Source organism: Prevotella nigrescens (assembly GCF_031191185.1).
Taxonomy (GTDB): Bacteria; Bacteroidota; Bacteroidia; order Bacteroidales; family Bacteroidaceae; genus Prevotella; species Prevotella nigrescens.
Genome location: NZ_CP133465.1, coordinates 573,682 through 599,884, shown reverse-complemented (window position 1 = coordinate 599,884; position 26,203 = coordinate 573,682). Strand labels below are relative to the sequence as shown.

Below are 26,203 nucleotides of genomic sequence, written 5' to 3'. Positions count from 1 at the left end.
AGTCTTTTTTTCTTTAGATTGCAAGAAATTTGTCCGGAAATTTCAATGAAAGTCGAAAAATTAACAATTAAACTGCCGTAAAATGCACACTAATTGTTCTTTGGGCGTATTCATGGCTGTGCTTTTGTGTGTTTTGACGTGTGTACCATTGTGTCTCTTCTGTGCGGAATTTTTCTTACGATTTCTTGGACGGTTGGTACTTCTTCACAAATTTTCGCATGGTTTTCTACGTTTCATACATAGCAAAAATATGAAAATAAAAGGCCTCTACCATGTATTTTGTATAAAGTATATGGTGGAGGCAATTCCAATATGATAAAAGAGTTTTCTCCTGTCTATGCGCTATAACTCTCTTCCAGTAGCCTCTCCAAATCTGAAGCCTTATAAAGTATCTTCCCTGCGAACTGCTTATAGGGAATAATCCTTTTGTCCCGATAGTCCTGCAAGGTGTGGGGGCTGATATGCAGCCGCTCACACACCTCCTTGCCCAGTAGGGTAGCGAAACTCCTTCTGTGGTCGCAAAGCATTGTTCCGACAGATACTCTATACATTCATTCTTTTCAAAGTAAGAGCAAATCATTGCCAAGCATGATGCCCCGCATTGCATAGAGTCACGTTGTAAAATCAAAGAAAATTTTTTTCTCATTTTTTATTTTATAATCATAACCTGTCTATAATATCTTTAGATGCCGACTTCTTTGTTTTATCCAATTTTAATTTCCCAAAGTTGTAATTTAGTTTAACCATCAGATATTGAGTGTCGAAATTACTATCCATCGTTGTGCGAATATTATTATATTCCATATCCCAAGTATTACTTCTATCTGTATGAAAAATATCATTTGCGACAACAAGCAGTGTCAGCCTTTCCTTCCACAATTGTTGCATATAGGTAAGATTTAATGTCCAGGAACTACGATGGTTGGTTACCATTCCAGAATATGCACTGTCAAAAGAACCGTCGAAAGCTAAAATCGAAGTCTTGCTTATTGGGCATTGGGCTGACAAATTCACATTGTAGCTGGGTTTGTTCCATGTTCGCTCCTCATCTAAAAAAGTAGCTTTCATAAAAGGTTTAGAGTAATAAAAGCTAATATCTCCCTGTATTGGTCCAAAGCCATAAGAATAAATAGCAGTAGCAACTATAGATGATGATTTGACAAAATTCACAGGTCGCCATTCAATATTTTTATTATCGATACCTTTGTCTTTCCAAGAAGGCAACTCTATGATTGTATTTCTACTATAGTTATAAGCTACAGATGTCATTAAGTTGCCAGCATTGTAACTTAGTTTAATGTTGTTGGAGATGCAAGGTCGTAATTGTGGGTTGCCTACTTTATACGAAATGGCATCGTAATAGTCTATAGATGGATTTAAATTACCATATGAAGGTCTTCCTATATTTTGACCAATTGACAAGCCAATAGATGATTTTTTTGTCAATTCTCTATTTACGACTAAATTGGGGAACACTTTCCATTCTGTAGAATCTACAAACATACCTTTCTCGCGTGATTCTAACCTTCGCTTGTCAGCTTCTACTCGCAACCCCACCTGGACAAGAAACTTTTTTATACGTTTGGAGTATGAAGTAAAAGCACCATACAGGGTCTCCCGTGTCTTATAACTTTCTTCTTCCTTGTTGTATGAATACCCTCCATTATTCCTCATAGTAGACGTAAATGCGCCTGTACTGAAATTTCCCCATTTTGCTTTTGTGCTGTATGTTAGTTTAGCACCTGCTATATTGTACATTCCTGAGCTACTTGTCTTTACCTCAGGAATCGCATTGGCAAATCCTGTATTCTCTGATTTGTAATGAGCGTAGTCTGCAATAAACCTAAGAGAACTCATTTTATTAAATGAATATTTATAGTTTATTCCTATGTTGTGGATATATGATACTCCACGTTTACCTTGAGTGTAATCCATGGATTGTGCATTCATTTTTTGTAATGTAGGTTCTGTTGTATGAGTATTTCCTATATTGCCAGAATACTGAAGCCCCCACGACTGTTTGCTGGAAAGTGCCCAATTCATTGCATAGAACCAGGTTAGAGCACGCCCTTGCCCATGCGTGTGGCGTTCTTTGGTGCTATAAATGATACTTGTTGGTAAAAACACGCTCTCAGTAGTGTTGTCTATCTGAGTTGTATTCAGGTATGAGAAACCTATGGAAAGTAAATTACTCATATTTTTAAATTTTTCATTTAATGTGAAATCTGCAACATCCATATAATGCCGTGCAAACAATGAGCCATTGGATATTTCTGTAGATAAGGTATTCTCTAATGCCTTGATAGTTGTTATATATACAACACCTTTACATGTTGCACTATATTCTACATTCGGATTTGAATCAACTATAATTTTCTTAATTTCAGAAGATGGTATTGTTGAGAGCTCTTTGACATCGACGGGTCTGCCATTAAGAACAAATGTTGGACTTCCTCCTTCAAGCAATTGCAAATCTTTTGTCAACCCCGGTATTTTCCCAAGAACAGTAGTAGCCTTTCCCATATATTTTAAATAGGAATTTGACACATTTACCTCTATTTTGTTCAAGCCTACCTTAACAGTCGGGCGTCTTCCCTTTACAACAACCGCATTAAGGTCTGTAGAATTAGTCTTTAGCTGTATAGCTCCAATGTTTCCTTGCCTATTGTTTAAATAGCAAGGTTCATAACCAATAAAGGATATTTTAATAATATAGGGAACGTCAGGGGCTGCCAGCTCAAAATGCCCTTGTTCATTAGTAACAGTCCCCTTTATCAATGTTGAATCTTTTACAGTGAGCAATAATACATTTGCACAAAGTAAAGGCTGTTGCTGTTCATCAATCACTTGTCCTTTGATATTTTGCGCAATGAGTTGAAGTGATGAAAAGCTTAGTACTAAAAGAAAGATTATTCTATTCATAGCCTTGTATTATTTAATGTAAATTCTTCGAGAAAAGCTTGCATGCCTTGATCGTCATACTGACATACCTCATAAGGAATATCATTTCTTATTCTTACTTTTAATAACGAGGACCTGATGACAAGCGGTTTAGTTCGCTTTGTCCAGCTGTCTGTCCTTTATATTTCGATTTGGCAGGATTGAATGAATAGGATACTGTCAAACAAATGGTAGGTTGGCGATTATCCACATAGTGCGATGTATATATCTTTGCGTACCGAGAGTATCCTTTCTCCTTAGCATTGAATATGTTCAAGGCACTTAGCTTTATCCACCAATTTTTCATATTCTTCTGTATAGCGAAATCCATTCTGATAGTTGGCTGTGCCATATAGGTATCTACATTTCCCCTACGATTTCCATTTGTATTTAGCACAATAAACCAGTTCTTTGGAAGTATGAAAAGGTTTTTCCATTGCAAACCAATCTGTGGACGATTATAGCGTAACCCATCGTAGGTAAGCCATTGTCTGTTGCCCCAAATGTTCCACGATGGTTTCCATATTCTGAATAATGTAGGAGCATACGAAAGGCTGGCGTATAGAGACGAATAAGAATGATTGACGTCTGAAGATAATATGGCTGGAATTTGTTGCATTACCTCGAACCATGTGATGATGGCATCTTTCTGGTAGGAATAATTGGTGATGAATTGGAAATCTCCATACGATGCATTAAATGATATTTCGTGTTCGTAAGTGGGACGCAGCAATGAATTTCCTTTATTGTAACGAAAATCGCTGATATATTGCATTCCCTCGTCCAATTGACTGTAAGAGGGACATTGGGCATATATATTGTAGCTTAGCATTAACGACAGTCTGTTTATGGGATAAGAAAAATAGACAGAAGGCAAAATGCGATGATAGGTGCGGCTGCTTGAGCTTAGCAATTTTCCATTGTCAAAGTAATCATAATCGGCATATTCATACTTTACCCCTAACTGGGTGTAGAGTTTTCCAAAGCTCCTGCTGTAATTGGCGAAAACATTGGCTGCCTTTTGTTCCGAACTATTGTCGTTTGCAGTCAGTACACCTGTATAGTTGTTGTTCTCCACATTATACTTTTGATGGAAGTGTGTATAAGTAGTTTCAAAGCCATACTCCAATTTAGCATTGCCAACAGACGATGTAAAAACAGTTTTCAGAGCCGCCATATCCGAATTGGTTTCTGTAACGGGAACAAGTGTAGAGCTGTGACTGTTTTGCACGTCTACAACTGTTTGCTTCCCATTGCTGTTATTGTGCGCATAGGTACCATCTATATTGAGCGTCAGCCTATTGCTGAATTTATTTTCATAGTAGAGGCTTACATTATGGTTTCCATTTTGTAAAAACTGATGGGCGCTTGTTCCAAATTCCGTGAGGACATTGTCCTTTTGCATATAATTATGGAAATTCTGGTTGGAATTACTTGCAAACAACCTGTTGAAGGTATAGGTGGCACCGAGCGATTGATTGTTGGTGAACTGGTTGTTGAAACCAATGCTTACAAAGCCACTCTTCGAAGAGTTGTATCCATCGCCTACATACCTGGCATTAATGTTTTTACCCGCATGCTGAAAGTCATAGGTATCCTGACGCTTGTAATGCGAATTTGCAAAAGTGCCAAACGAGGAACTCAGAAAGACGTCCAATCCTTTCGTGCGGTAATTAAGGTCGAGCCAGCCATCTGTTTCCCAGCAGCTTGATACACTTTCTTTCATTGTTAAAGTTCCTCCCAATCCCTCGCCAACAGGCTTTAAGGTTGTAATGAAAAGCACTGCGCGCACGTTGGAACTATATTTGGAACCAGGATTCATGTCAATCTTAATCTCCTTAATCATGTTGCTCGGGATACGTTCCAGTTCGTTCCAACTACGCATTAGCTTATTGTTGATATAAACGAGTGGGGTTCCTCTTCCCAGCACACTTACACCATTGCTGCCCATCATTGGCAGTTGCTGCAACACGTCTATAGCTTTGCCAAGCTTGCTGTATACTGTTCCCTGAATGTTGGAGACGAACATTCCTTTATCTAACTTGAAAGTAGGGCGAGTTGCCGTTACAACTACTTCCTTCATGCTCTGTTCGGAAGGTTCCAGCAATACTGTCATACATTCCTTTGCAGGCAGCACTATTGTCTTATATCCTATATAGGATATTCTGACCAGCTTGTTCGCAGGAGAGGCATTGAAAGAAAAACTTCCATCTTCGTTGCTCATGTCTCCTAAAATATAGGTAGAATCGTTCGCTTGAAGTAGAGACACCGTGGCAAAAGAGATTGAAGTACTGTCGTTCTCCATCACCCTGCCACTGATACTTTGACCCTTTGAGTATACAGAGCATACTAACGCTGCAGATAAAAATAAAATGTACCTTTTCATAATAATTAAATAGCTGTTATTTTATGAATAGCCTCTATAGGTTTCTCTACATTGGCTAAAAGACACTCTTCTAATATGTGTTGTTCATTTAAGGTAGTGAACTTAATACTTTAAAATTATTCTCTATCCTCTAAAGCTTAATTCTGTGTTATTAAGCTCACTATACGATGTTAAATTACTTTATCTACGCTTTAAGGCTTTAAAATTGTCGTACCAGTAGAATCGTTCGATGGATTGGGATCAGGAATGGGTTTTCTCTCATTCCTATTACCACATGATCTATTTACAGCTTTATAACAACCACATGATGTTAGATTAGGGCAGCCTGCCATAACCATACCACCTTTTAGCATTTCCAAGGAATTTACATCTATAATTTCTGTCCTTTATGGAGAACTTTAAAAATTTCATTATTCATATTAAAATGATTTTATTGCCTTCTTTTAGCTTCCGGCATTGCTCCTTTTTAACAGTTTGGTCTGCTTTATAATCTAGATTATATATTTATTTCGATTTATTTTTATAATGCTGACTAATTAGAATAAAAAGAACTTAATGATTTCTCCTTCTGAATAGATCTCTATACAAATTTCGCCAGAATTAGCCGATATACTAATAGGAATTTCATTACCAGACAAAATTTTTCCTATATTATATGTTTCCGTTATCTGCCCAGACTCTTTTAACAGAATAATTACATCGTTCATGTCTTGCAAAAATTCTAATCGAACCATTTTAGTTTTTCTATGCATCGGGGCATGTCGTGGTTTAGAATTAGAAGTTGTTGTTGATGACTTCGGTTTATCTGTATGTATAATTACAACATCTCCATCAACATTGAAAGTCGAAGCATTCATGTTAAATACACTCCCAATCAACATAATCCATATCAACATAAGGATACATTTTAATTCTTTACGTTTTAATTGTCTCTCCATACTATCAGAATTAATTTTTCTGTTTGCAAAAGTAGGAGTTCCTATAAACAATATCAAATATTTTGAGAAAAAGTTTTTTAGAGGTGTTACATTCCAAAAACAGATAACTATCTTATTAATAAATATTTATCTGTTTTTAGTTCGTGATTTTACCCTTAAAATGTAACAAAGGCTTTGATGATGTGCCTATTTTTCTTATTTTTGCAGGTATGAATAAGATAAACAAAGATCGATATCTCTGCCTTATATTATGGAGTTCTTTCATTCTTTTAGGGTGTAAAAACTATTCCATAGAGAAGAAATTGTCTACTGTTGATACTCTTCTGGCTGCTGATAACTTAAACGAGGCAGAGTTTACCTTGCGCCAAATAAGCGAAAAAGATATGAGTGAAAGTGAACTTGCTAAATACAATTTGCTTTCTATTCTGACAACATGGAGGCTGTCTCAACCTATAAAGAATGAAACAGACTTGGACAAAAGCATTTCTTATTTAGAGCAAAATGGTAATGATGCCCTTTTGGCTCGCTGCTATTACATGAAGGGAGAACTATTGTGTGATAAAGGACAAGTAGAAAAAGGGATTATTTTTTACAAAAGGTCGGAACAACTTGTTGCAAAAGATGACCTCATTACTCAGCATCACATCTATGAAAGTATTGCATTTCAAAATATGTGTAGTGAAGCATTGGGAATAGCCATACAATATGCACAAAAGGCATTACGAATAGCCAATCAACTACATAAACCTGACTGGGTAGGATACGAGTATTATTTGCTTACCTTAAGTTTTAATGGGTTAGGGAAAACGAAGGAGGCTCAGCTAACTATACAACGCCTTTTAAAACTTTTGCCTAAAATGAGCGAGAAAGGACAAATGGATATCTTAGACATTCTTGGTCAATATTATCAATTGCGAAATCCAGAATTGATGGAACAGCTTATGCACAAAGCTATGAGCAATCAGAGCAATATAACACCTTATTTATATATGGCTGCCCGCAGATATAATCAAGGGAAGAAAGAAGAAGCCTATCTGCTTCTTGACAAGGCGGAGAAACAATGTAATGGGAAACATTGCTATGCACTCATAGAGGGTAAGCGTGATATGAAATTACAAGATAAAGATTATAAATCAGCAAATCAACTATCTATGCAGTTATTGCACTTGGAAGATAGTATGTCCGAAGCCGATAATAGAAAAGACTTGGAAACTGCGCAGAACAACTTTGAACAACAATTGAGAGAACAAAGGCAACAACGTGTATATGCTTATATTCTATTAGCAATCATAGCACTCATCTTAAGTGTAGCTATCTTGCTTATTTATTTAAGATATAGAGTACAGAAAATGAGATCTATTCTTGCAGATGACAGATTAAAGATTGCTACTTTAAATAAACAGATTGTTGAAGCAAAACAATCTCTCGCCAATACAGAATTTTCACGTGATAAACAGAAACTTAAGATAGAAAGACTGGAACAAGAAGTAACCAAAATTGAAGAACGGCATAATGGTTTCCTTGCAGTTGGGCATCAATGTTATGACAGTATTTTAAACGGAAAGACAACTGTTACCTGGAAAAAATATGATTTTCAAGCCTTTATAGAATATTATAAAATTATTGATGCCAATTATCTCAATGAACTCGAAGAAGAATACAATAGTCTTACTTATAAAAATGAGTTCATTTTCATTCTACAGCATTTAGGGCACTCTAAAGCTATGATAGCTAAAATATTAGGAATTAGTGAGGGTGCTATAAGAACAGCACTTTCAAGAACAAAAAAAAGAAACAAGAAAACGTAATTTATGTCGGTTATACTTTGGAGTATACTTCTAATGAAATAAAGACCTTATACAGCTTCGGAGAGCGAATTAGAATAAGCTGAAAAGGAAATGTTACAAGATTATGTAATACAACAAGTTACAGAGACAAAAATAAGGTTTCAGAAAAGCAATTGTCTGTCGGTCGCATTTTAGATATCATAAACCTTCGCCTGAGATATAACAAACTCTCGTCTGAGATATCTCAAACGAACAAATATGACGTCATATTTTGTCACACCATACATAACGATACGAGTTTGCAGTTCATATAATGTCAGTACATAAACAATCAATACAATTATTTTGCACTAAGTAGGTGTTCACAATTAATTATCAATATATTTAAGTCCATCTTTCAGTCGTTCTGCCTACCTCAAAGAATGAGTTGCAGAAGACTTCCCACGAGCAGCCCAATACGATCTGACCGAAGTACTTGCGATATTGCTTAATGTAACCAAAGAGGAACTTAAACGAGCGTTCCTCTTTAGGTTCTTCGTCCATCTTCTTTCCATAAAACGCAGGTGTTGGTTCCAAGAACATAGCGATACCCTTTTCCTCACCGCCCGATTGTGTGCTTACCCAGTGCTTTTTAAATTCCTCGAGAGTATATTTAACAAGTCCCTTTGCGGGGTCGGCAATGTAGAATGTCTTTCCCTTCTTGACCTTGTACAGTACCACAAAATGATTTTGGTTCCAATGGAGTAAGCAAGGATAATTTATGTCTTTTATTTGATATAAGCTTGCTTTTCCACATAGCACATCAAAACCTAAGGCTTCTGCCAATTGTTTTAAAGCCTGCATTGAAACACCCTCATTGGTTATAGTACAGGTATTTGATAGAGTTTCGAATGAACACATTCTACCATAATACTTACAAACCATAGCTATGCAAGCAATTCCGCATTGCATGGCATCATGCTGCATAATATGTTTCATAATGCACAATATAGTTATTGCAATCTTTCTTTTTCTTTACTACCAGCGCCTTTACCTTTGTATTTAGACCTTGTTGTGTTAAAGCTGTAAGTTACGGTACATTCAACGCTTCGTGTGTTGGATAGATTCTCCATAAAGTTTTCTCTCACACCACTATACATTGCTATAGATTGTTTTCTAGCACTATTAAAGAGGTCGTTTACTGTGAATTTAGTCTTCCAATGTTTTCCCCATTGCTTTATTAGTCCCAGATTTATTTGCCATGTTTTATTAATAAATGTGTTTTCCCCATTTCCTTTACCACGCCAACTAAAGTCTGCTGTGAACATACTGGTAGGGTTTAATAAAAGAATGTTGTTGAAACGAATAATCGTTATGATATGATTAAAGTGCTTTGTTTTACCTTGATAAATCTCTTTATAGAAAGGTGCAACTATTCCAACCATCAGCGCAGGACGATATTTTCCGAACTCTGGAGCCACGTGTAAGAGCATTTGCAGTTCGTTCATGTCGTATTTAGAGTTCTCTTTCTTAAACAATGTAGCTCCTGTAGTTTTATAATCGATGGCAGAGGTGATAATTTTATTGGTTGTGTGGGTGTAGTTCAGCATCATCATTGCCCACTTATAGTTTACATTCAATGCAAATTCGTCCATATAAGTTGGGCGAAGAAGAGGGTTCCCACTTTCAAACAGATAGCGATTTATGTAAGTTACGCTTCCTCCAAGTTGTGAGTATAGAGGTCGCATATACTTCTTTGCGTAGCTTATTTGAATATTCGTTTTGGATAAGGGGAAGGTTATAAGTGCTGTAGGAAATAGCCTATCGTATCGGCGCGATTGCTGTTCTATCTTTTGTCCATTCTGATAGTAGTTACTATTTACGTGTTCGTATCTTGAACCAACTTGAAAAGCTATTTGCCCAAAGCGTTGCATCAACTCTATATACAAAGCAGTGTTTCCTTCTTTTATTAAGGGGAAATTATTTGTAAGTACGTTTCCGGTATTCACAAAATCTTCCTTGCTTCGACTATTTGTATATTCGGTACCTAATTTTATAATACCTTTCCAAAAAGGTCTCATCAGGTGTAGTTCACCAGCAAAAAAGCGTGCATCTCTATCAATGCTTGATGTGATGTTTCTGTTGGAGGTGTTTTGGTTTACTTCTTGGTAATGGCTGAATCCATTAGCTGTTTTCCATAGGATATCGAATGCAGCATTGATGTTCCATTTACCAAAATTGTTAGTATAGTATCCGTCGATATTGTGTGTAGTAGAATTGCCATCTATAGCTGACGTTATGCTGCTATTATCGTCAAAAATATCGTCAATCCATGAGTTTGTGTTGCATATTAGTTGCGATTTACTGGGTTTATGGCTTATTTTATAATACACCCCCAGCGAATGTATAGGGGAGAAAGTATAGTTAAAACCAATTCTTCCGTCGTATAATTGGTTTTTATTTTTCCCTCTTAAATTTATGTTTTGTGTGTATAGATGTGTTAGATAGGTGTTCTGAACACTTTGGCTAGTCTGCTTTGTCTTCTGATAATTATATTCAAGGTCTGTAAAAATGTCGAGTTTTCCTTTTCGGTAATTCATATTTATAGTCTCCATTCCATAAAGATAGTCGAGATATCCTATCTTTGTTGTATTAGCAAAAGCAAGTCCTTCGCCATATTCTCTTTCAGTAGTAATACGTATCACTGCTTTAACGGTGGCATTGTATCGTGCTCCAGGGTTGGTTATTACCTCTACCTTTTTTATCTTTTCCGATTTAAGTTGGTCTAACAGGTTGTTGTGTTGCACCAATCGTCCGTTGATATAAATAGCCGGTACACCTTTACCAAACACAACAATGTTTCCTTGATTGTTCATCACACCAGGAAGTCTACTCAATACATCGTTTGCCGTACCCAAACGTTCGAGCGGCGTACCTTTTATGTGTGTAACCAGTGCGTCTCCTTCTATATGGGTGAAAGGCTTTGTTGAGCTGACCACAACTTCTTTCATTAGGGTGAAACTGTTTTGCAATGTAATGGTCAGAGGTATGTTACTCTCTGTGTTTACGTACTCAGCTTTATAGCCAAGACAAGAGATTTTGAGCAATCCTTTTGAAGAAGAGTTTAATTCGAACTGCCCTTTTGAATTGGTGACTGTACCCATTATTAAAGTAGAATCTTTAGAGCTTAGCAAAGCAACGTTTGCAAATTCTACTCCATTTCCATTACTATTGAGAACAACTCCCTTGTAATATTCTTGCGCAAACAGATTGTTGCATGTAAGCCCTAATAAAGTAAGGACGTAAAGGGTAAAACGTTTCATATTAATAAAGTTAGATTATCTTATTATATTTGTTTTAATTATATCGTATTTATTTTGACATCGTGAATTCAACAAGCAAGTGCAAATTTACTTAATTTGTTCGTAAAAGCACTCCTGTGGTGTTTTAAATTCTAATTTCTTTCTTGGTCTGATGTTAATTTTCTTTGAATACTTTGTGATTTGTTGATGGCTGACATGTTCAAACGATTCTGTTTTTGGCACGTATAGCCTAATCAGTCCGTTTGCATTTTCTATGGCCCCTTTCTGCCATGAAGCGTATGGGTCAGCAAAACAGATGGTGACACCAAGGCTTTTGCCTATCATTTCATGACAAGCGAATTCAGTACCGTTGTCAGTTGTAATAGACTTGACATGCTCTTTGAATGGAGACAGCAAATGTATTACAGTACGTGCCAGGTCTTTGGCATTTTTTCCCTTTTTGAGTTTTCTCATAAACAGCATGTTTGTACTGCGCTCTATCAGTGTCACGATGGCTCCATGATTTCCTCTTCCAACAATCGTGTCCATCTCGAAGTCCCCAAAGCGTTTTCCGTCAACTTCAGCAGGTCTCTCACTGATGCTTGTTCTATTGGGTATGGATATGCGCCTGCCACCAACAGGTCTGGCGCGACGCTTCAGCTTGTGACGACAGTGTTTATATAATGTTCCTCCTTCTGCCTTGTCCTTACGTATCATACGATATATGGTTTCATGGCTAATATACTTGCCGTCCTTGGCCAATACACCGGATATTTGTTCCGGAGACCATTGCTCGGTAACAAGAAGATGCTTTGCCTCTTCCATGACATCCTTACTGATTGAATGATTGCCTGGCTGTTTACGCTTTGTTTGTACTGCATTTGCTTGGGCTGTTTCCCAATTATAGCGTCCTCTGGCTCCACTATTACGTCTTATTTCACGAGACACTGTACTTGGACTTACATTTATCGCTTTGGCAATCTCTTTTTGTTTCGTTCTATTTTGGAGTAGTACAGAAATTGTGTACCTTTGCTCCGAGGTTAATTGTTTGTACATTGCAATGCAAAATTAATTAATCTTTGGGAGACAGAGGTCTCCCTTTTTTATTTTTATGCATTGCTTGTTGATTTTCCACTCATGGGAGCTGCTCGCCCCCAAACCCCTCGGTGTTTTCTGGTATAGATTATTAAGCTAAACCTACACTTGGGATTGCAGTTCTATGTTGAACTTGCGGTAATGGAATATACTCAATGAATGATATCCTTCAAGAGGACGTCGCAAGTGGTCAGGAGTCTTAATCCTTGTTGTAATGGAATATACTCAATGAAATAAATAACAATTATGAAAGTAATAAATCTTAAAGTCTTAATCCTTGTTGTAATGGAATATACTCAATGAACTTTAGACAATTATGTTAGAGTTAGTCTTAGTGTCTTAATCCTTGTTGTAATGGAATATACTCAATGAGTGGAGTAAACACTCTACTTATAATCCTCATAAGTCTTAATCCTTGTTGTAATGGAATATACTCAATGAGAGATAAAAAATGTAAACCAGCACAAAATAGTAATGTCTTAATCCTTGTTGTAATGGAATATACTCAATGAGTTATTTCCCACGGTTTCGTTTCCATAGAATAATCTTTGTCTTAATCCTTGTTGTAATGGAATATACTCAATGAGACGCCTACACTGCGACTTTCGATTTATCGCTAACTAGTCTTAATCCTTGTTGTAATGGAATATACTCAATGAGAAAAGTAAAATTTCTAAATCCGATTTTTGGATTGGTGTCTTAATCCTTGTTGTAATGGAATATACTCAATGAGAGGTGAAGAATGTGAACGTTGTTCCTCAAGAGAACGTCTTAATCCTTGTTGTAATGGAATATACTCAATGAGAGTCAATGATATGCTAATCAACAAGGATTTAATTGTCTTAATCCTTGTTGTAATGGAATATACTCAATGAGTGCTCAAATCAAGGAGTTCAAGAATACCACAAGCGTCTTAATCCTTGTTGTAATGGAATATACTCAATGAGAAACGGTTTTATCTTTGTGCAGAAAACTGCCCTGTCTTAATCCTTGTTGTAATGGAATATACTCAATGAGTAGTTATTGTTATTAATCCTCTTAGTCGTGATGAGTCTTAATCCTTGTTGTAATGGAATATACTCAATGAGGAGCTTAGAGTTCTTTGTGATACTACATTAGAGTAGTCTTAATCCTTGTTGTAATGGAATATACTCAATGAGGCTAAAACTGTAAATGTTACAAATACAGGTAATAGTCTTAATCCTTGTTGTAATGGAATATACTCAATGAGAATAGGAATTTTAGTATCTTGGTTTAATACTTATTATGGTCTTAATCCTTGTTGTAATGGAATATACTCAATGAGTACTGGGTTTATGAAGCATGAGGATAGTTATGCGAGGTCTTAATCCTTGTTGTAATGGAATATACTCAATGAGAAGAATCATAATCATTGAACCAGACGGACGCATTGTCTTAATCCTTGTTGTAATGGAATATACTCAATGAGTGGTGGTGCAAAGATAAACAAGAAAGTTATCATAAGGTCTTAATCCTTGTTGTAATGGAATATACTCAATGAGCCTTGAAGAATGCCGATTTGGAAGAGCGCCAGAAGTCTTAATCCTTGTTGTAATGGAATATACTCAATGAGTATTTTTGGTAGATTAATTCTGAAAAAAGCCAAATTATGTCTTAATCCTTGTTGTAATGGAATATACTCAATGAGTGAAGATCGGGAAGCACAAAACAAGTCAATTATCTATGAGTCTTAATCCTTGTTGTAATGGAATATACTCAATGAGAATACCACAAGCAAGATTTTACGAATCGGTATTTGTCTTAATCCTTGTTGTAATGGAATATACTCAATGAGTCAGCACCAAAGGTTGCCATCTCCGAATCAGGGTCTTAATCCTTGTTGTAATGGAATATACTCAATGAGTGAGCGCTGGCTGATTGTAACTTCACGATTAATCTGAGTCTTAATCCTTGTTGTAATGGAATATACTCAATGAGACAGATTAATTAAAGATAAGAAAAACTTATGGAGTCTTAATCCTTGTTGTAATGGAATATACTCAATGAGTATAAAGATTTAAACTACTATCAAATTTGAGCTTGTCTTAATCCTTGTTGTAATGGAATATACTCAATGAGTGCAACTTATGTAGAAGATTCACTTAGCACTTTGAAAGTCTTAATCCTTGTTGTAATGGAATATACTCAATGAGGAAATCCTTGAAGCTACAAAAAAGAAGTATACTGAGAGTCTTAATCCTTGTTGTAATGGAATATACTCAATGAGATGGATACTAGACGTTTTTGGTTTAATTCCATTGGTCTTAATCCTTGTTGTAATGGAATATACTCAATGAGTGTAAACTTAAAACAATCATAGGAGAGTTTGATTTGTCTTAATCCTTGTTGTAATGGAATATACTCAATGAGAGATGTTTGCGTCACTGATTATAAACGTTCTAGCAGTCTTAATCCTTGTTGTAATGGAATATACTCAATGAGGAATAAAAAAGAGAGAAAGGAAAATAATCCAATGTCTTAATCCTTGTTGTAATGGAATATACTCAATGAGGTACTTGAATTTTATAAATTCCTCTTCCTTGTTCAGTCTTAATCCTTGTTGTAATGGAATATACTCAATGAGTAACAATAAACAAAATAATAGATTATGGAAAAAATGTCTTAATCCTTGTTGTAATGGAATATACTCAATGAGGAATAGTTGATTTTTCTTATCTTAAAAAGAATGGGGTCTTAATCCTTGTTGTAATGGAATATACTCAATGAGCTTCTATTGTGTTTTTCCAAAATTGCGTAAAAGTCTTAATCCTTGTTGTAATGGAATATACTCAATGAGTTAAAATTTCATTTTGATAGAACATTGGATATAGTTGTCTTAATCCTTGTTGTAATGGAATATACTCAATGAGCCGTTACTTCTTACTGTTGGATTTCTCGTGTTACTGTCTTAATCCTTGTTGTAATGGAATATACTCAATGAGATTGCTTGAAGTAAGTAAGATCGAGCGTTACAAGTCTTAATCCTTGTTGTAATGGAATATACTCAATGAGAAGTCTAATGCGAATTGTGATAGCTCCCTTGTATCTAGTCTTAATCCTTGTTGTAATGGAATATACTCAATGAGTAAAAAAGAAAAACCCAACAAAGAAGGTAATCAAGTGTCTTAATCCTTGTTGTAATGGAATATACTCAATGAGCATGGACAATCCAGAAAGTATTAAGGCTATTGCAGTCTTAATCCTTGTTGTAATGGAATATACTCAATGAGAGAAAGTTAGTTAATAATTAAAAAGTCTTTCAATCGTCTTAATCCTTGTTGTAATGGAATATACTCAATGAGTTTGTGAATAGTCCGATGATAAAACTTGCTACCGGTCTTAATCCTTGTTGTAATGGAATATACTCAATGAGACAAAGACGAGGACGAAGACTAACAATTTAGAGTGTCTTAATCCTTGTTGTAATGGAATATACTCAATGAGAACAAAGGAGAAAAGAAAAAGCCTAAAGATGTCGTCTTAATCCTTGTTGTAATGGAATATACTCAATGAGAGCTATTCGGTATTTATATGGTGATTACGTCTACTGTCTTAATCCTTGTTGTAATGGAATATACTCAATGAGAAAGCGTGCTGTTAAAGAGCATGCTTGGCAAGTTGTCTTAATCCTTGTTGTAATGGAATATACTCAATGAGTATGCTATTGATATTCGTACACGTCATTTGACTGGTCTTAATCCTTGTTGTAATGGAATATACTCAATGAGCGGCTAACTCTTTCACTTTTGAGAGATTTGGTTTTGTCTTAATCCTTGTTGTAATGGAATATACTCAATGAGAATAAAAAATACATTTAGACCAGAGTTTATTGGGCGAGTCTTAATCCTTGTTGTAATGGAATATACTCAATGAGGAATAGAACAATTGTCTAATGGGCAATGCAAAAGCGGTCTTAATCCTTGTTGTAATGGAATATACTCAATGAGTGTCTAACGGCTTATGTAAAAGCGTTCTAATTGCGGTCTTAATCCTTGTTGTAATGGAATATACTCAATGAGTTGCAGAAAAAAACTTAGTAAAAAAGATTTTGTGTCTTAATCCTTGTTGTAATGGAATATACTCAATGAGCTGATAATCTTTCGGGTGAAGTTTATGTTTCATTGTCTTAATCCTTGTTGTAATGGAATATACTCAATGAGTATATACATTTTAAGCTGTTTGGTATTTATATGTCTTAATCCTTGTTGTAATGGAATATACTCAATGAGATTATGTCAAATGTAAATGTAAGTATTAAGAGTCTTAATCCTTGTTGTAATGGAATATACTCAATGAGTAGTTAATGAGAACTTAAACGAATTTAAGTTTTACGTCTTAATCCTTGTTGTAATGGAATATACTCAATGAGGTTTTAGGTTTTTGACGAAACCTTATGAAAAAAATGTCTTAATCCTTGTTGTAATGGAATATACTCAATGAGAAAGACCATATTCACGTAGAGTATGATCCAAATAAAGTCTTAATCCTTGTTGTAATGGAATATACTCAATGAGCATGTTGCTTCTTCCCTTTTGCAAGAGATACGTCAAGGTCTTAATCCTTGTTGTAATGGAATATACTCAATGAGCCGAAGAAAAAGAACAAAAAGTAATTGGTAGTTGTCTTAATCCTTGTTGTAATGGAATATACTCAATGAGAAAACAAACCTTAATTTATATGAATAGAAGAATCGTCTTAATCCTTGTTGTAATGGAATATACTCAATGAGAGGCAATCGAGGGTAAAGTAATCGAGGTTACTGAGGTGTCTTAATCCTTGTTGTAATGGAATATACTCAATGAGCAAACCTTAATTTATATGAATAGAAGAAGTCTTAATCCTTGTTGTAATGGAATATACTCAATGAGAAACCTTAATTTATATGAATAGAAGAATCATAATCAGTCTTAATCCTTGTTGTAATGGAATATACTCAATGAGCCATTTTCTTTAATATTTAAATTATTATTACTAGTCTTAATCCTTGTTGTAATGGAATATACTCAATGAGAATGGTGCTTACAAGGTAAGTTATCAGTCTCCCGGTCTTAATCCTTGTTGTAATGGAATATACTCAATGAGCTCGATAAAGAGGGTACTATTGATTAATATGAGTCTTAATCCTTGTTGTAATGGAATATACTCAATGAGCCAAAAGAAACACCAGAAGGTAAACTGGTAGAAGGTCTTAATCCTTGTTGTAATGGAATATACTCAATGAGAATATCGCTCGTGTGGCAGCATTTTTTAAAGAAGTCTTAATCCTTGTTGTAATGGAATATACTCAATGAGAAGTGTTATGCGTATGTATCTTTTCATTTTGGGGTCTTAATCCTTGTTGTAATGGAATATACTCAATGAGTATTATCCTAAGTAAACCTTCATAAGAACATTTGTCTGTCTTAATCCTTGTTGTAATGGAATATACTCAATGAGCTTGTTATTACTTTATTTTCTACAGGATTTTCAGGTCTTAATCCTTGTTGTAATGGAATATACTCAATGAGTATCCAGAAGAGTTTACAGTTGCCTTGCCAGTATTTAGTCTTAATCCTTGTTGTAATGGAATATACTCAATGAGCCCCCATAACGACAGTACCTACAGAGAGGTCGAGCCTGCAGTCTTAATCCTTGTTGTAATGGAATATACTCAATGAGATAATAATTTAGTGCAATTAGAAAGCGTAACCAATCGTCTTAATCCTTGTTGTAATGGAATATACTCAATGAGGAATAATGTAAAAGTAGAGAGTAAAAAAGTAAATGGTCTTAATCCTTGTTGTAATGGAATATACTCAATGAGAAGACGGCAATTCATTCTCTGTCGAAGTAAAGAGTCTTAATCCTTGTTGTAATGGAATATACTCAATGAGAAAAAGTTTAAGCTCAGGAATACCCGATAAATAGTCTTAATCCTTGTTGTAATGGAATATACTCAATGAGCAAGTGTATTGCTACTGAAATCTGCCCTGTGGAGTCTTAATCCTTGTTGTAATGGAATATACTCAATGAGATGATGCTGGACCCGCTTGCTGAAATGCAGGTGGGTCTTAATCCTTGTTGTAATGGAATATACTCAATGAGGAAAATGCAAAGTTAAAGGAGAAGATGAATCTAAAGTCTTAATCCTTGTTGTAATGGAATATACTCAATGAGGCCAGTGTAATAGCTGTATGAACTTGCGTGTTAGTCTTAATCCTTGTTGTAATGGAATATACTCAATGAGTACCTATAAGAATGAACATTTACCGTACTTTCAGCCTGTCTTAATCCTTGTTGTAATGGAATATACTCAATGAGAGCAAAGACTTACATATCCTTTGTATAAAGCATTTTGGTTTATAATTTCGATGACAGCTATTGTTATTTAACAGAAATTAAGTATCTCAAAAGCGAGTGCAAAAGTACATATTTTTGTTCATAATGTCAAAGAACGCTGTAAAATCTTTGTTAAGATATGCTTTAAAAAGCACTTTTATTATACTTTTTTGCGCTTCAGATGAGAAAAGCTCGTTTTCCTGAAAGTATATTGCAAGTTATACTACAGAAAAACAAAACAGAACTCTCAAAAAGTAACACTACACAAAGAGAAAATATAGTTACACCTACTTAATCTCGATGTATATTTTACTGAATACGCCTAAAAGAAAAGTGTATTGTTAGAACGAAGTATAACATCAATATTAATATCTTCGCCAATAACTTTCATTGCCTTTAGCTGGTCGGTAGATACAGGGCAAACAATAATGCTATCGTTATTATCGTAAAGAGCCTGCACTTCTGCCAGATTACTTTTTATTTCGTCGTAAACTGCCTTGTCGAGATCGGCAAGAAATATAGAACGCTGAATACGGGTGCACCCCTTTCGTTCTAAATATTTCGCAATGTGGTAGCGAACTTTATTGCTCGCAATATCATACATAACAAAGAATAACATATTTGTAGCGGGACGTGATGTTTTGTTTACTATTCCAAGAAGAAAATTTATGCGTTCGTGCAGCGTTGGAATATTATCGATATTGCCTACTTCTCTATTAATAGTTGGCGATTTTTCTACACCAGCCCTATTAAGTTTACGCAAAATTTCTATATATGGAAGTTGTTTACGCATATTTCTATAGTTTTATAGTATTTTTATAGCAATGGCTCGCCATTTTATTGCAGCAAAAAGTTATTAACTATCTCTGCAAGTAAATCGTTTAACTCTTCGTTAGTGCCTCTTCGTGGAGAAATAACAACACTAAATCCACTTTTTCCGTAGAAAAGATTTATTTCGGCTTCTCTCTGTCCAAGTCGTGCTCTTATTTTTTTTGCATATTGTATGTTTATAATTTCGGTAACTTGTACTCCTGTTGCTTCTATAAATTGTTTTAAGTTGTCTATAATCTCGTTCAGACGTTCGGGAACAAAAGCCTGCTTTGTCTCTGTTTTTGGAGAACTTTTGGGGTTTAGTTTCTGTCGAATACATTCTAATATTTTTTTATCAGGGTCTTTTGCTTCTGGCGTTTGTCCGTTTTCGTTTTTCTTTGCAACCTTTTCGTGCTGTTCTTGTTCGTATTTCATTTTGAAAATAGCATCAGAATCAGATTCGTCTATATAAGCATTAATGTCTACAGGTGTACAATTTGGATTGAAATAAGCTTCAGTATCAATGCTAACAAAGCAAGCCCGGGCTACATCTGACGTTTTACTATCGGAAACCTGCATAAGATTATGGCGCATTGCAAAGGTTGCAGCAAATGCTTTATAGAAAATAGAATAAATGCCAGCATCGTAACACCGCTCTTTTAACCGAAACATCACCTTAATTCCATCTTCGCTTGGCGATGCGAAACACATTAATACCTGTTGGTCTTGAATAATTTTTTCGCGAACCCCCTTCAGCGACAATTGTTTTGAAGAAAGATGATCGAAATCGAGAATAAAGTTTTCTGTATAAGCAAAGTTCTCTTTACGCCGAAACGGCGGATTAAATTGCCCACAAACAAAATAAGGAAGTTTGCGTTTTAGCTGGCTATAGCCATTTTTATCCATACCATATATAATACGCAACTGTTTTATAGTAGCAGCAATGGCAGGTTTAGGATTTCGCAAACTATGATAAAGATATTCTTCTTGAACTTTTCGCAGTTCGTCGGCTGCCGATTGTATGTTAGTTCCAAATAATAGCATAACTTACTTTTCGTTTTTAAATTTTTGAGCCAAAGATTGTATATAAAAAGAGAGATGCGTGAGCCGGGAACGTGTAACTCCTTTCATAGTTATTATTTCGTCCATATAATCGTTAAGCGACTGGATTAGTACACGTCTTCCTAAAGCTTCGAGCCAATAAGAACCATCTTCGCGAACAGAATAAAACTCTTCTGTAATGACATTCTGGGCAAGAAGCGTGTAAACGACATAATCTACCCAAATACGATACATTTCTATAATGTCGTAAACCAAGACAGGACGATTATAATCGTCGCGATGCAAAATACCAATATATGGATCTATTCCTGCCTTTATAAGTGTTCCTTCAATACGCCCATAAAGTATGCCATATCCATAATTTAAAAAAGCATTTGTAACATCAAGAGCTGGGTGTTGTGTTCTATTTTCAAAACGGAATTGTTCTGGAAGAAACGAATTTATGGTACTAAAATAAATTCGTGAGGCTTGTCCTTCCCAACCTCTAAGCATAGGCGCAATATCGTTTACAATATCTCCATCTAATGCACGTATCTTATTTCTATAATCTTCCAACCGAGCAATATTCTTTTCGGTAGACACGTTCGGATTATCATTATTGTTGAAAAGAAGCATTAGCGCTTGTTGGTTTTCTATTTTTTTAAGCAGCACATTTTTTATCCAGTCTACGGCATTGTGCGAGTAAACAAAACTAAGTTGTCCTTTCCTAATAGTAGAAATACTACCATATTTTGAACTCCAAATACGTCCGATTGGATTTCCAGAACGATCCATAAACAACACTTCTATTTCGCGTTCTATAGCCAACATTACAGCATCGCTCGTTATTTGTGCACCTCGACTTATTTGAATACTATCTATTCCAACAGCTGGTATACGTTGTTTCCCATCTGAAGTATTAATAACAAAACCTTCGTTATCGCGATTTAGTGAAACTCCAAAAGTGTTTAGAATTAATTCCATTAGGCAATAGTGTTTATTTGTTGTAGATATTGAGTGTTACAATCAATATCTGCAAGCAATTGTTAATATTCTCGGAACTGAACAAAGGTGAATTTCGAAATTTTCTTGTTATCGTCCGTTTCTTCCACAACACGTTCGGTAGTAGAAGCAACACAACGTACACCTTTTTCTTTAAGTTGTTGAACAACAGAAAAACAAAAAGTAAGTTCGCCCATAACGTGTACTGTGAGATTTTCGGTTGAATAATGAGTGAGTATTTTAGCCACATAATCTGTTGCTAACATCTGAACTTGCTCAGTTGTAAACTGTGGATTTATATTTGGAAAAACAATTTCTTCCAATTCTCCATATTCTTTTGCAGCCTTTATCTGCTTTTCAGTCCACGTAGATAATGAATGGTTAGAAAAGTTAATGAACATCGCTTTGGGGTATTAATAAATTAAACACTTCGTTAATACATTTTCCTATATTATCCCTAATTTTATTAATCTTTGAAGGATTTGGTCTAAATCCAGCATGATTAAAATCATTGCGTAATTCAGTTGCATCACTAAAGACTTTAGAAAGATCATTGATAATTGGTAATTGAATTAATTCTCTTACTATTTTTATAGACTCATCTCTACTTTCATAATTAAGACTCCAACTATCTTCATCATGTTGTTTCTTATTAAAAACAATATAGAAAGCTGAATTTACAAGTCCTCTTGTTTTATCGTTCTCTATAGGTAGATTAGTTTTTTCGCAAACCATTGTTACTATCGTCTCTTGCAATATTGTAATTGCCTGTTGATACATTCGGTTTTTGTAACACCACTTTGCAGCATGTAAACCATTAATTATATTGGCATCAGCCGAAAAATTAGAAAAAGATTTTTCTATTTCTTTTATCACAGGAACAAGTGGAGGAATAATATCTGCTGAACTACTTTCAATAGATTGTTTCAATTTAAAAACATCTTCTTCCTGTGTAATGGACAAACCTCTACAAGTTTGCATATTACTTATTATTGTTTCTAACGTAATAAACAATTCCCTTAAGCTATTTGCGTCTTCATCTTTTCCAAGTGTTGCCTTTAGAATTGGGTTTATTGCATTTTTGGTGAGTTGTACCAACTGTTCACTTTGTCCATTATGAAGATAATCTGCAGCAGCAAATGTCCAATCTTGAAGAACTGCTAATGGAAGAAGATTTACTATAGGTGAGCTATTTTCGTTTCGTGCTTCATAATTTCCATACGAAATATGAGCAATCTGCACATTTTTTAGAAATTTAGCATAATTGCCAAGAACAAGAATGAGCATAGGTAAATATCTAAAACTATGAGTTAAATCGAAATATAGCTCATCGTCTTCTTGCAACAGATTGAACACCGTCTGAAAAATATCCCACATTTCCTTTTCGTCCTTTCCATCAAGAATAGGAATATCAAGAACGGCAGGTTTCAAATGCATTTCTTTTAATATATCTTTTAACCCCTCGTAAGGTATTTCCTCTCCAGTACAACGAGCTTTACGTACAGTTACGTCCCAATTTAATTTTCTTGTTTGTTCAGTAAGCAGAATACATATTTTATCATCTTCAGTCCACGTTTCTTTGCACCCAAGCAATTCTATTGTTGCCTGTTGTATAAACCTCGTTTCAGTAGATTTAAACTCTCCTTGAGTATATATTCCACGTTCATAAAGCCCAGTACCCAGTACAGATATAAATATTTTTCGTGCCATATTAGAAATCTATTTTTTGTTTTGATAATTGTTTGCCATCTATAATATTGCGAATACCGAGAATTTGCATACGCTTTTGAAGACTTTTAAGTGAGCCGTCAGGTAGCTTCTCCATTTTATGGAGTGTAAATATATAAGGACGCACTATAAGTCCAAAATCTTTACTTATAGCAGCTAACTTATAAAGAAACTCTTCTATTGTTTGCTGTGGTTTTTTACCATAACCCAACATACTAAATCCATTCATACTGACTTTGCACTCTATAATATAAAGAGTATTCTCGTACATAAAGGCAACATCTATTTCGTTGTCGTTATTTTGAGCATCTTCTCTATATATTTTCAACGACATAGCTATATCTTGTTCGCGTAAATTCAGTTCTTTTTTAATTCGCAAATAAGTATACTCTTCAAACCATTCTCCTGCATAATACTTCTTATCTTTTGCTGTCTCAGCCTTTTGTGAATTTTTTATTTCATCTGAAAGATAAAACTTTCGTTTCTTTTGCTTCTCGAAAAATTGAAAAGTAGTCTCCGCATCCTTTAATAATGCATTATCGCATTCATAATGGAGTCCATAGAGTGTGAAATATTCTCTAAGCGATATACGATATTGCAAAGCATGCATATTTTCTTCTTCAATATTGCAATAAGTGTTTTTACCTATAGGAATATAATAGAACGAACTATTTAGCTTTCTAAAGAAATCGTAAACTATCAACGACATAATTTTTGTTCCACCTGTAAGATTAACAATATATTGTACATCGTTAGGCAGACTTATATTTTCAAGAGACTGTACACCTTCTTGATATTGATCACTTTCTAATATAACTTTTTTAATATTACTCTTTCTATTTTCTAAAGCATTCTCCAAATGAGTTGCTATCGCCTTACTTTCTGTATAAGGTGTTCCTATAAATAGCAACTCATTATACTGTCCACGCATTTCTTTAATAAAAAGATAATTCGGCACAAGGTGATCACTTAATATTGAAACTAATACTTTCTTCATATTTATTTTGTTATTGGTGAGAAATCTGTTAGTGATTTCTTTTCATTGCTAATAATATCAAATTCACTTTTTTTCCTTTGTGCTATTTTATCGTAATTATCTAAACGTGGATAGCGAATAGGTTTGTCGTTATAATCACCAGAAGCAATTTTAAATAGAGACCATAAGTAATTATGATACTGATTAAGTGTCATTTGGGTATTGCTAAGTATTTTGTTTTCGAATTCTTTCATCAAAAAATCAGAACTAAGTTCTTCAATTTCCGAACTATTTGGTGTAAGTGCTAACTTTACATCTTCCAACTTCATTTTTCCATATCCAAAAGGCTTAGCATAACCTAAAGAATGGAAACACTCTTTTTTATTACAGAATGTTAAGGCTGCTATCAAAGCTCCCAATTCGTAAGGTAGAACATTATGAACATATATCTCTGTAGTAAAAGTTGCTCCTGCTTTTAATGCTACAAATGAAGACTCACTACCTTTATTTTGCTTTTCTCCTTTTTGCACTTTGGAATGAAGCAAATAACGCTTCCAACCAGATATAATTGGATTTTCAGATTTATATGTTTGTAAAGATTTTCCATTATTTTGTAAATAGAATGGGAAATAAGTTGGTTTGGGAGAACCTAAAATAAATGTATGTTCTCCTTCGCGTTCTGCATTTTTAATAAAGGCATTCGAAAATCGCACTCTTCCACGCAAACTTTCTTCTTTTCTATTTTTAGATTTAGGCAATACAAATCCAAAAAGAGCTTGCGACATATCAAAAGTATTTTGTTTATATGAATTGGGCAAACAATCGTGTATTGTATTCTGATAAGGAATTCTATATAAATAAGAGAAACCTAAATCTTTCACACTTCTATTTCCAAATTCATCAATTTGTTCTCTGTAAAAACAAGGAGCAAGCCCTTTATAAGATTTTTCTTGCAACTCTTCTAAACAAGAGAAACTAAGCATCTCTTTCTTCCAAAAAGCCCAACTTTTATTCTTATTTTCTATTTCATAAATAAAACGGAATTCTTTAAATTCCTTTTCATTAAGTGGTATAAGGTCTTTTTGAGTAATAGACTTCGGTACTTTAAAATCATACTCATGCTTCTTGTTATTCATAAAGCCAGAAAAGAACCAATAATGATAAAAATCATCTTCTGTTTGAAATTTATACTTCTTTCTAATTAGTTTATATTTTTCTTCAACTGTCTTACCATGTTTAACATCTACACCTTCTTCCTCGTTTATAGTTTCATACAAAACGGCTTCACTTTTACAAGGAATAATAAAGTAATCTCCTCTTAAAAGAATTAAAAAGCCGCTCTTTGGGGCTTCTTTTTTTAAGTCATAGTCATCACTCCTTACATTTCTCATACTAAAACGCGAATTATCAGCTGAATGACTTATATTCGATAAAGTAATAATATCAAAAACTGAACGAATCATACCTTTGATAGAAGTAGATGGGATTATATACTTCCCATTTATATTACAATTTTCCTTTTCATTTGATTTTACACAGAAAGGAGACTTTGCAATAAATGTAGCGTATATTTTTCCTGATATCCCTTTTTTAAAAGGAACATCATTTGCTATCATAAACTTATATTTCTCTTCTTCTGTGTAATTAAACACGTTATTACTTAATGGAACAAAACAATATGGATTATAGAATTGTTCTCTTATCGTTGGTTGAATTTTATATTTCTTCATTTTATCTTCTTTATTTTAAATTATTGGTATTCTACATATTTAATATACGCAGATATTTCCTTCTCAATATTAATAAGATAGATATGCTTATCCCACTATTTAATCTCTTCAAAGTTATGGAGATTTCCCAAATTGCACCGTTATCGCCTA

General features: G+C 34.6%; 13 protein-coding genes, 2 pseudogenes and 1 CRISPR repeat array. Of the genes and pseudogenes, 1 reads left to right on the top strand and 14 read right to left on the bottom strand.

The genetic code is table 11. The features are described 5' to 3' along the window. Window positions 1-335 precede the first annotated feature (335 nt). The 4 genes and pseudogenes from RDV52_RS04595 to RDV52_RS04580 all read right to left on the bottom strand — a co-directional run. A pseudogene (locus RDV52_RS04595) lies at window positions 336-494 on the bottom strand (helix-turn-helix domain-containing protein); the annotation flags it as partial. Between the two features lie 166 nt (window positions 495-660). Beyond that, window positions 661-2,922: an outer membrane beta-barrel family protein gene (locus tag RDV52_RS04590; RefSeq protein WP_004366820.1), complete on the bottom strand. Its 2,262-nt coding sequence runs from the start codon at window positions 2,920-2,922 to the stop codon at window positions 661-663. 100 nt (window positions 2,923-3,022) lie between these two features. Further along, window positions 3,023-5,326, bottom strand: coding sequence for an outer membrane beta-barrel protein (locus RDV52_RS04585; protein ID WP_040556908.1), 2,304 nt, complete (start codon window positions 5,324-5,326; stop codon window positions 3,023-3,025). 536 nt (window positions 5,327-5,862) lie between these two features. Beyond that, window positions 5,863-6,264 carry a hypothetical protein gene (locus RDV52_RS04580; protein WP_004366822.1) on the bottom strand — a complete coding sequence of 134 codons (402 nt, stop codon included), beginning with the start codon at window positions 6,262-6,264 and terminating at the stop codon, window positions 5,863-5,865. A gap of 209 nt (window positions 6,265-6,473) precedes the next feature. On the opposite strand from RDV52_RS04580, the gene RDV52_RS04575 reads away from it, so the two are divergent. Beyond that, complete coding sequence (locus RDV52_RS04575; RefSeq protein WP_040556909.1) at window positions 6,474-8,072, top strand: RNA polymerase sigma factor sigma-70 region 4 domain-containing protein; 1,599 nt, start codon at window positions 6,474-6,476, stop codon at window positions 8,070-8,072. Window positions 8,073-8,469: 397 nt separating this feature from the next. Here RDV52_RS04575 and RDV52_RS04570 read toward each other — a convergent pair. The 10 genes and pseudogenes from RDV52_RS04570 to RDV52_RS04525 form a co-directional block, all read right to left on the bottom strand. Next, window positions 8,470-9,029: pseudogene (locus tag RDV52_RS04570) on the bottom strand (cysteine peptidase family C39 domain-containing protein); the annotation flags it as partial. 14 nt (window positions 9,030-9,043) lie between these two features. After that, window positions 9,044-11,353, bottom strand: coding sequence for an outer membrane beta-barrel family protein (locus RDV52_RS04565; RefSeq protein WP_004366825.1), 2,310 nt, complete (start codon window positions 11,351-11,353; stop codon window positions 9,044-9,046). An 87-nt stretch (window positions 11,354-11,440) separates the two neighbouring features. Beyond that, a complete protein-coding gene (locus tag RDV52_RS04560; RefSeq protein ID WP_115098574.1) occupies window positions 11,441-12,388 on the bottom strand; it encodes an IS30 family transposase in 948 nt (315 codons plus the stop codon). Between the two features lie 235 nt (window positions 12,389-12,623). After that, a CRISPR array of direct repeats spans window positions 12,624-18,748; the repeat unit is 37 nt; unit sequence GTCTTAATCCTTGTTGTAATGGAATATACTCAATGAG. A gap of 340 nt (window positions 18,749-19,088) precedes the next feature. Then, entirely contained in the window at window positions 19,089-19,559 is a 471-nt protein-coding gene (gene cas2 / locus RDV52_RS04555; RefSeq protein WP_004366830.1) for a CRISPR-associated endonuclease Cas2, read from the bottom strand. A gap of 44 nt (window positions 19,560-19,603) precedes the next feature. Beyond that, complete coding sequence (locus RDV52_RS04550; protein WP_004366831.1) at window positions 19,604-20,620, bottom strand: CRISPR-associated primase-polymerase type B; 1,017 nt, start codon at window positions 20,618-20,620, stop codon at window positions 19,604-19,606. Between the two features lie 3 nt (window positions 20,621-20,623). Next, window positions 20,624-21,601: a CRISPR-associated endonuclease Cas1 gene (gene cas1 / locus RDV52_RS04545; RefSeq protein WP_004366832.1), complete on the bottom strand. Its 978-nt coding sequence runs from the start codon at window positions 21,599-21,601 to the stop codon at window positions 20,624-20,626. A gap of 62 nt (window positions 21,602-21,663) precedes the next feature. Next, window positions 21,664-22,020, bottom strand: coding sequence for a hypothetical protein (locus tag RDV52_RS04540; protein ID WP_004366834.1), 357 nt, complete (start codon window positions 22,018-22,020; stop codon window positions 21,664-21,666). Continuing rightward, window positions 22,010-23,329: a TIGR02221 family CRISPR-associated protein gene (gene csx2, locus RDV52_RS04535; protein WP_004366836.1), complete on the bottom strand. Its 1,320-nt coding sequence runs from the start codon at window positions 23,327-23,329 to the stop codon at window positions 22,010-22,012. Before csx2 ends, RDV52_RS04540 begins: the two co-directional genes overlap by 11 nt. A 1-nt stretch (window position 23,330) precedes the next feature. Continuing rightward, the gene (locus RDV52_RS04530; protein WP_004366837.1) at window positions 23,331-24,344 is read right to left on the bottom strand and encodes a Card1-like endonuclease domain-containing protein; all 1,014 of its coding nucleotides are present in this window, start codon (window positions 24,342-24,344) and stop codon (window positions 23,331-23,333) included. Window positions 24,345-24,346: 2 nt separating this feature from the next. Continuing rightward, the gene (locus RDV52_RS04525; RefSeq protein WP_004366840.1) at window positions 24,347-26,053 is read right to left on the bottom strand and encodes a TIGR03986 family type III CRISPR-associated RAMP protein; all 1,707 of its coding nucleotides are present in this window, start codon (window positions 26,051-26,053) and stop codon (window positions 24,347-24,349) included. Window positions 26,054-26,203 lie beyond the last annotated feature (150 nt).

What these genes read in the sequence shown, in the direction of transcription:
- RDV52_RS04590 (WP_004366820.1), bottom strand. Translation starts at nt 2,922, where the DNA reads ATGAATAGAATAATCTTTCTTTTAGTACTAAGCTTTTCATCACTTCAA.
- RDV52_RS04585 (WP_040556908.1), bottom strand. Translation starts at nt 5,326, where the DNA reads ATGAAAAGGTACATTTTATTTTTATCTGCAGCGTTAGTATGCTCTGTA.
- RDV52_RS04580 (WP_004366822.1), bottom strand. Translation starts at nt 6,264, where the DNA reads ATGGAGAGACAATTAAAACGTAAAGAATTAAAATGTATCCTTATGTTG.
- RDV52_RS04575 (WP_040556909.1), top strand. Translation starts at nt 6,474, where the DNA reads ATGAATAAGATAAACAAAGATCGATATCTCTGCCTTATATTATGGAGT.
- RDV52_RS04565 (WP_004366825.1), bottom strand. Translation starts at nt 11,353, where the DNA reads ATGAAACGTTTTACCCTTTACGTCCTTACTTTATTAGGGCTTACATGC.
- RDV52_RS04560 (WP_115098574.1), bottom strand. Translation starts at nt 12,388, where the DNA reads ATGTACAAACAATTAACCTCGGAGCAAAGGTACACAATTTCTGTACTA.
- cas2 (WP_004366830.1), bottom strand. Translation starts at nt 19,559, where the DNA reads ATGCGTAAACAACTTCCATATATAGAAATTTTGCGTAAACTTAATAGG.
- RDV52_RS04550 (WP_004366831.1), bottom strand. Translation starts at nt 20,620, where the DNA reads ATGCTATTATTTGGAACTAACATACAATCGGCAGCCGACGAACTGCGA.
- cas1 (WP_004366832.1), bottom strand. Translation starts at nt 21,601, where the DNA reads ATGGAATTAATTCTAAACACTTTTGGAGTTTCACTAAATCGCGATAAC.
- RDV52_RS04540 (WP_004366834.1), bottom strand. Translation starts at nt 22,020, where the DNA reads ATGTTCATTAACTTTTCTAACCATTCATTATCTACGTGGACTGAAAAG.
- csx2 (WP_004366836.1), bottom strand. Translation starts at nt 23,329, where the DNA reads ATGGCACGAAAAATATTTATATCTGTACTGGGTACTGGGCTTTATGAA.
- RDV52_RS04530 (WP_004366837.1), bottom strand. Translation starts at nt 24,344, where the DNA reads ATGAAGAAAGTATTAGTTTCAATATTAAGTGATCACCTTGTGCCGAAT.
- RDV52_RS04525 (WP_004366840.1), bottom strand. Translation starts at nt 26,053, where the DNA reads ATGAAGAAATATAAAATTCAACCAACGATAAGAGAACAATTCTATAAT.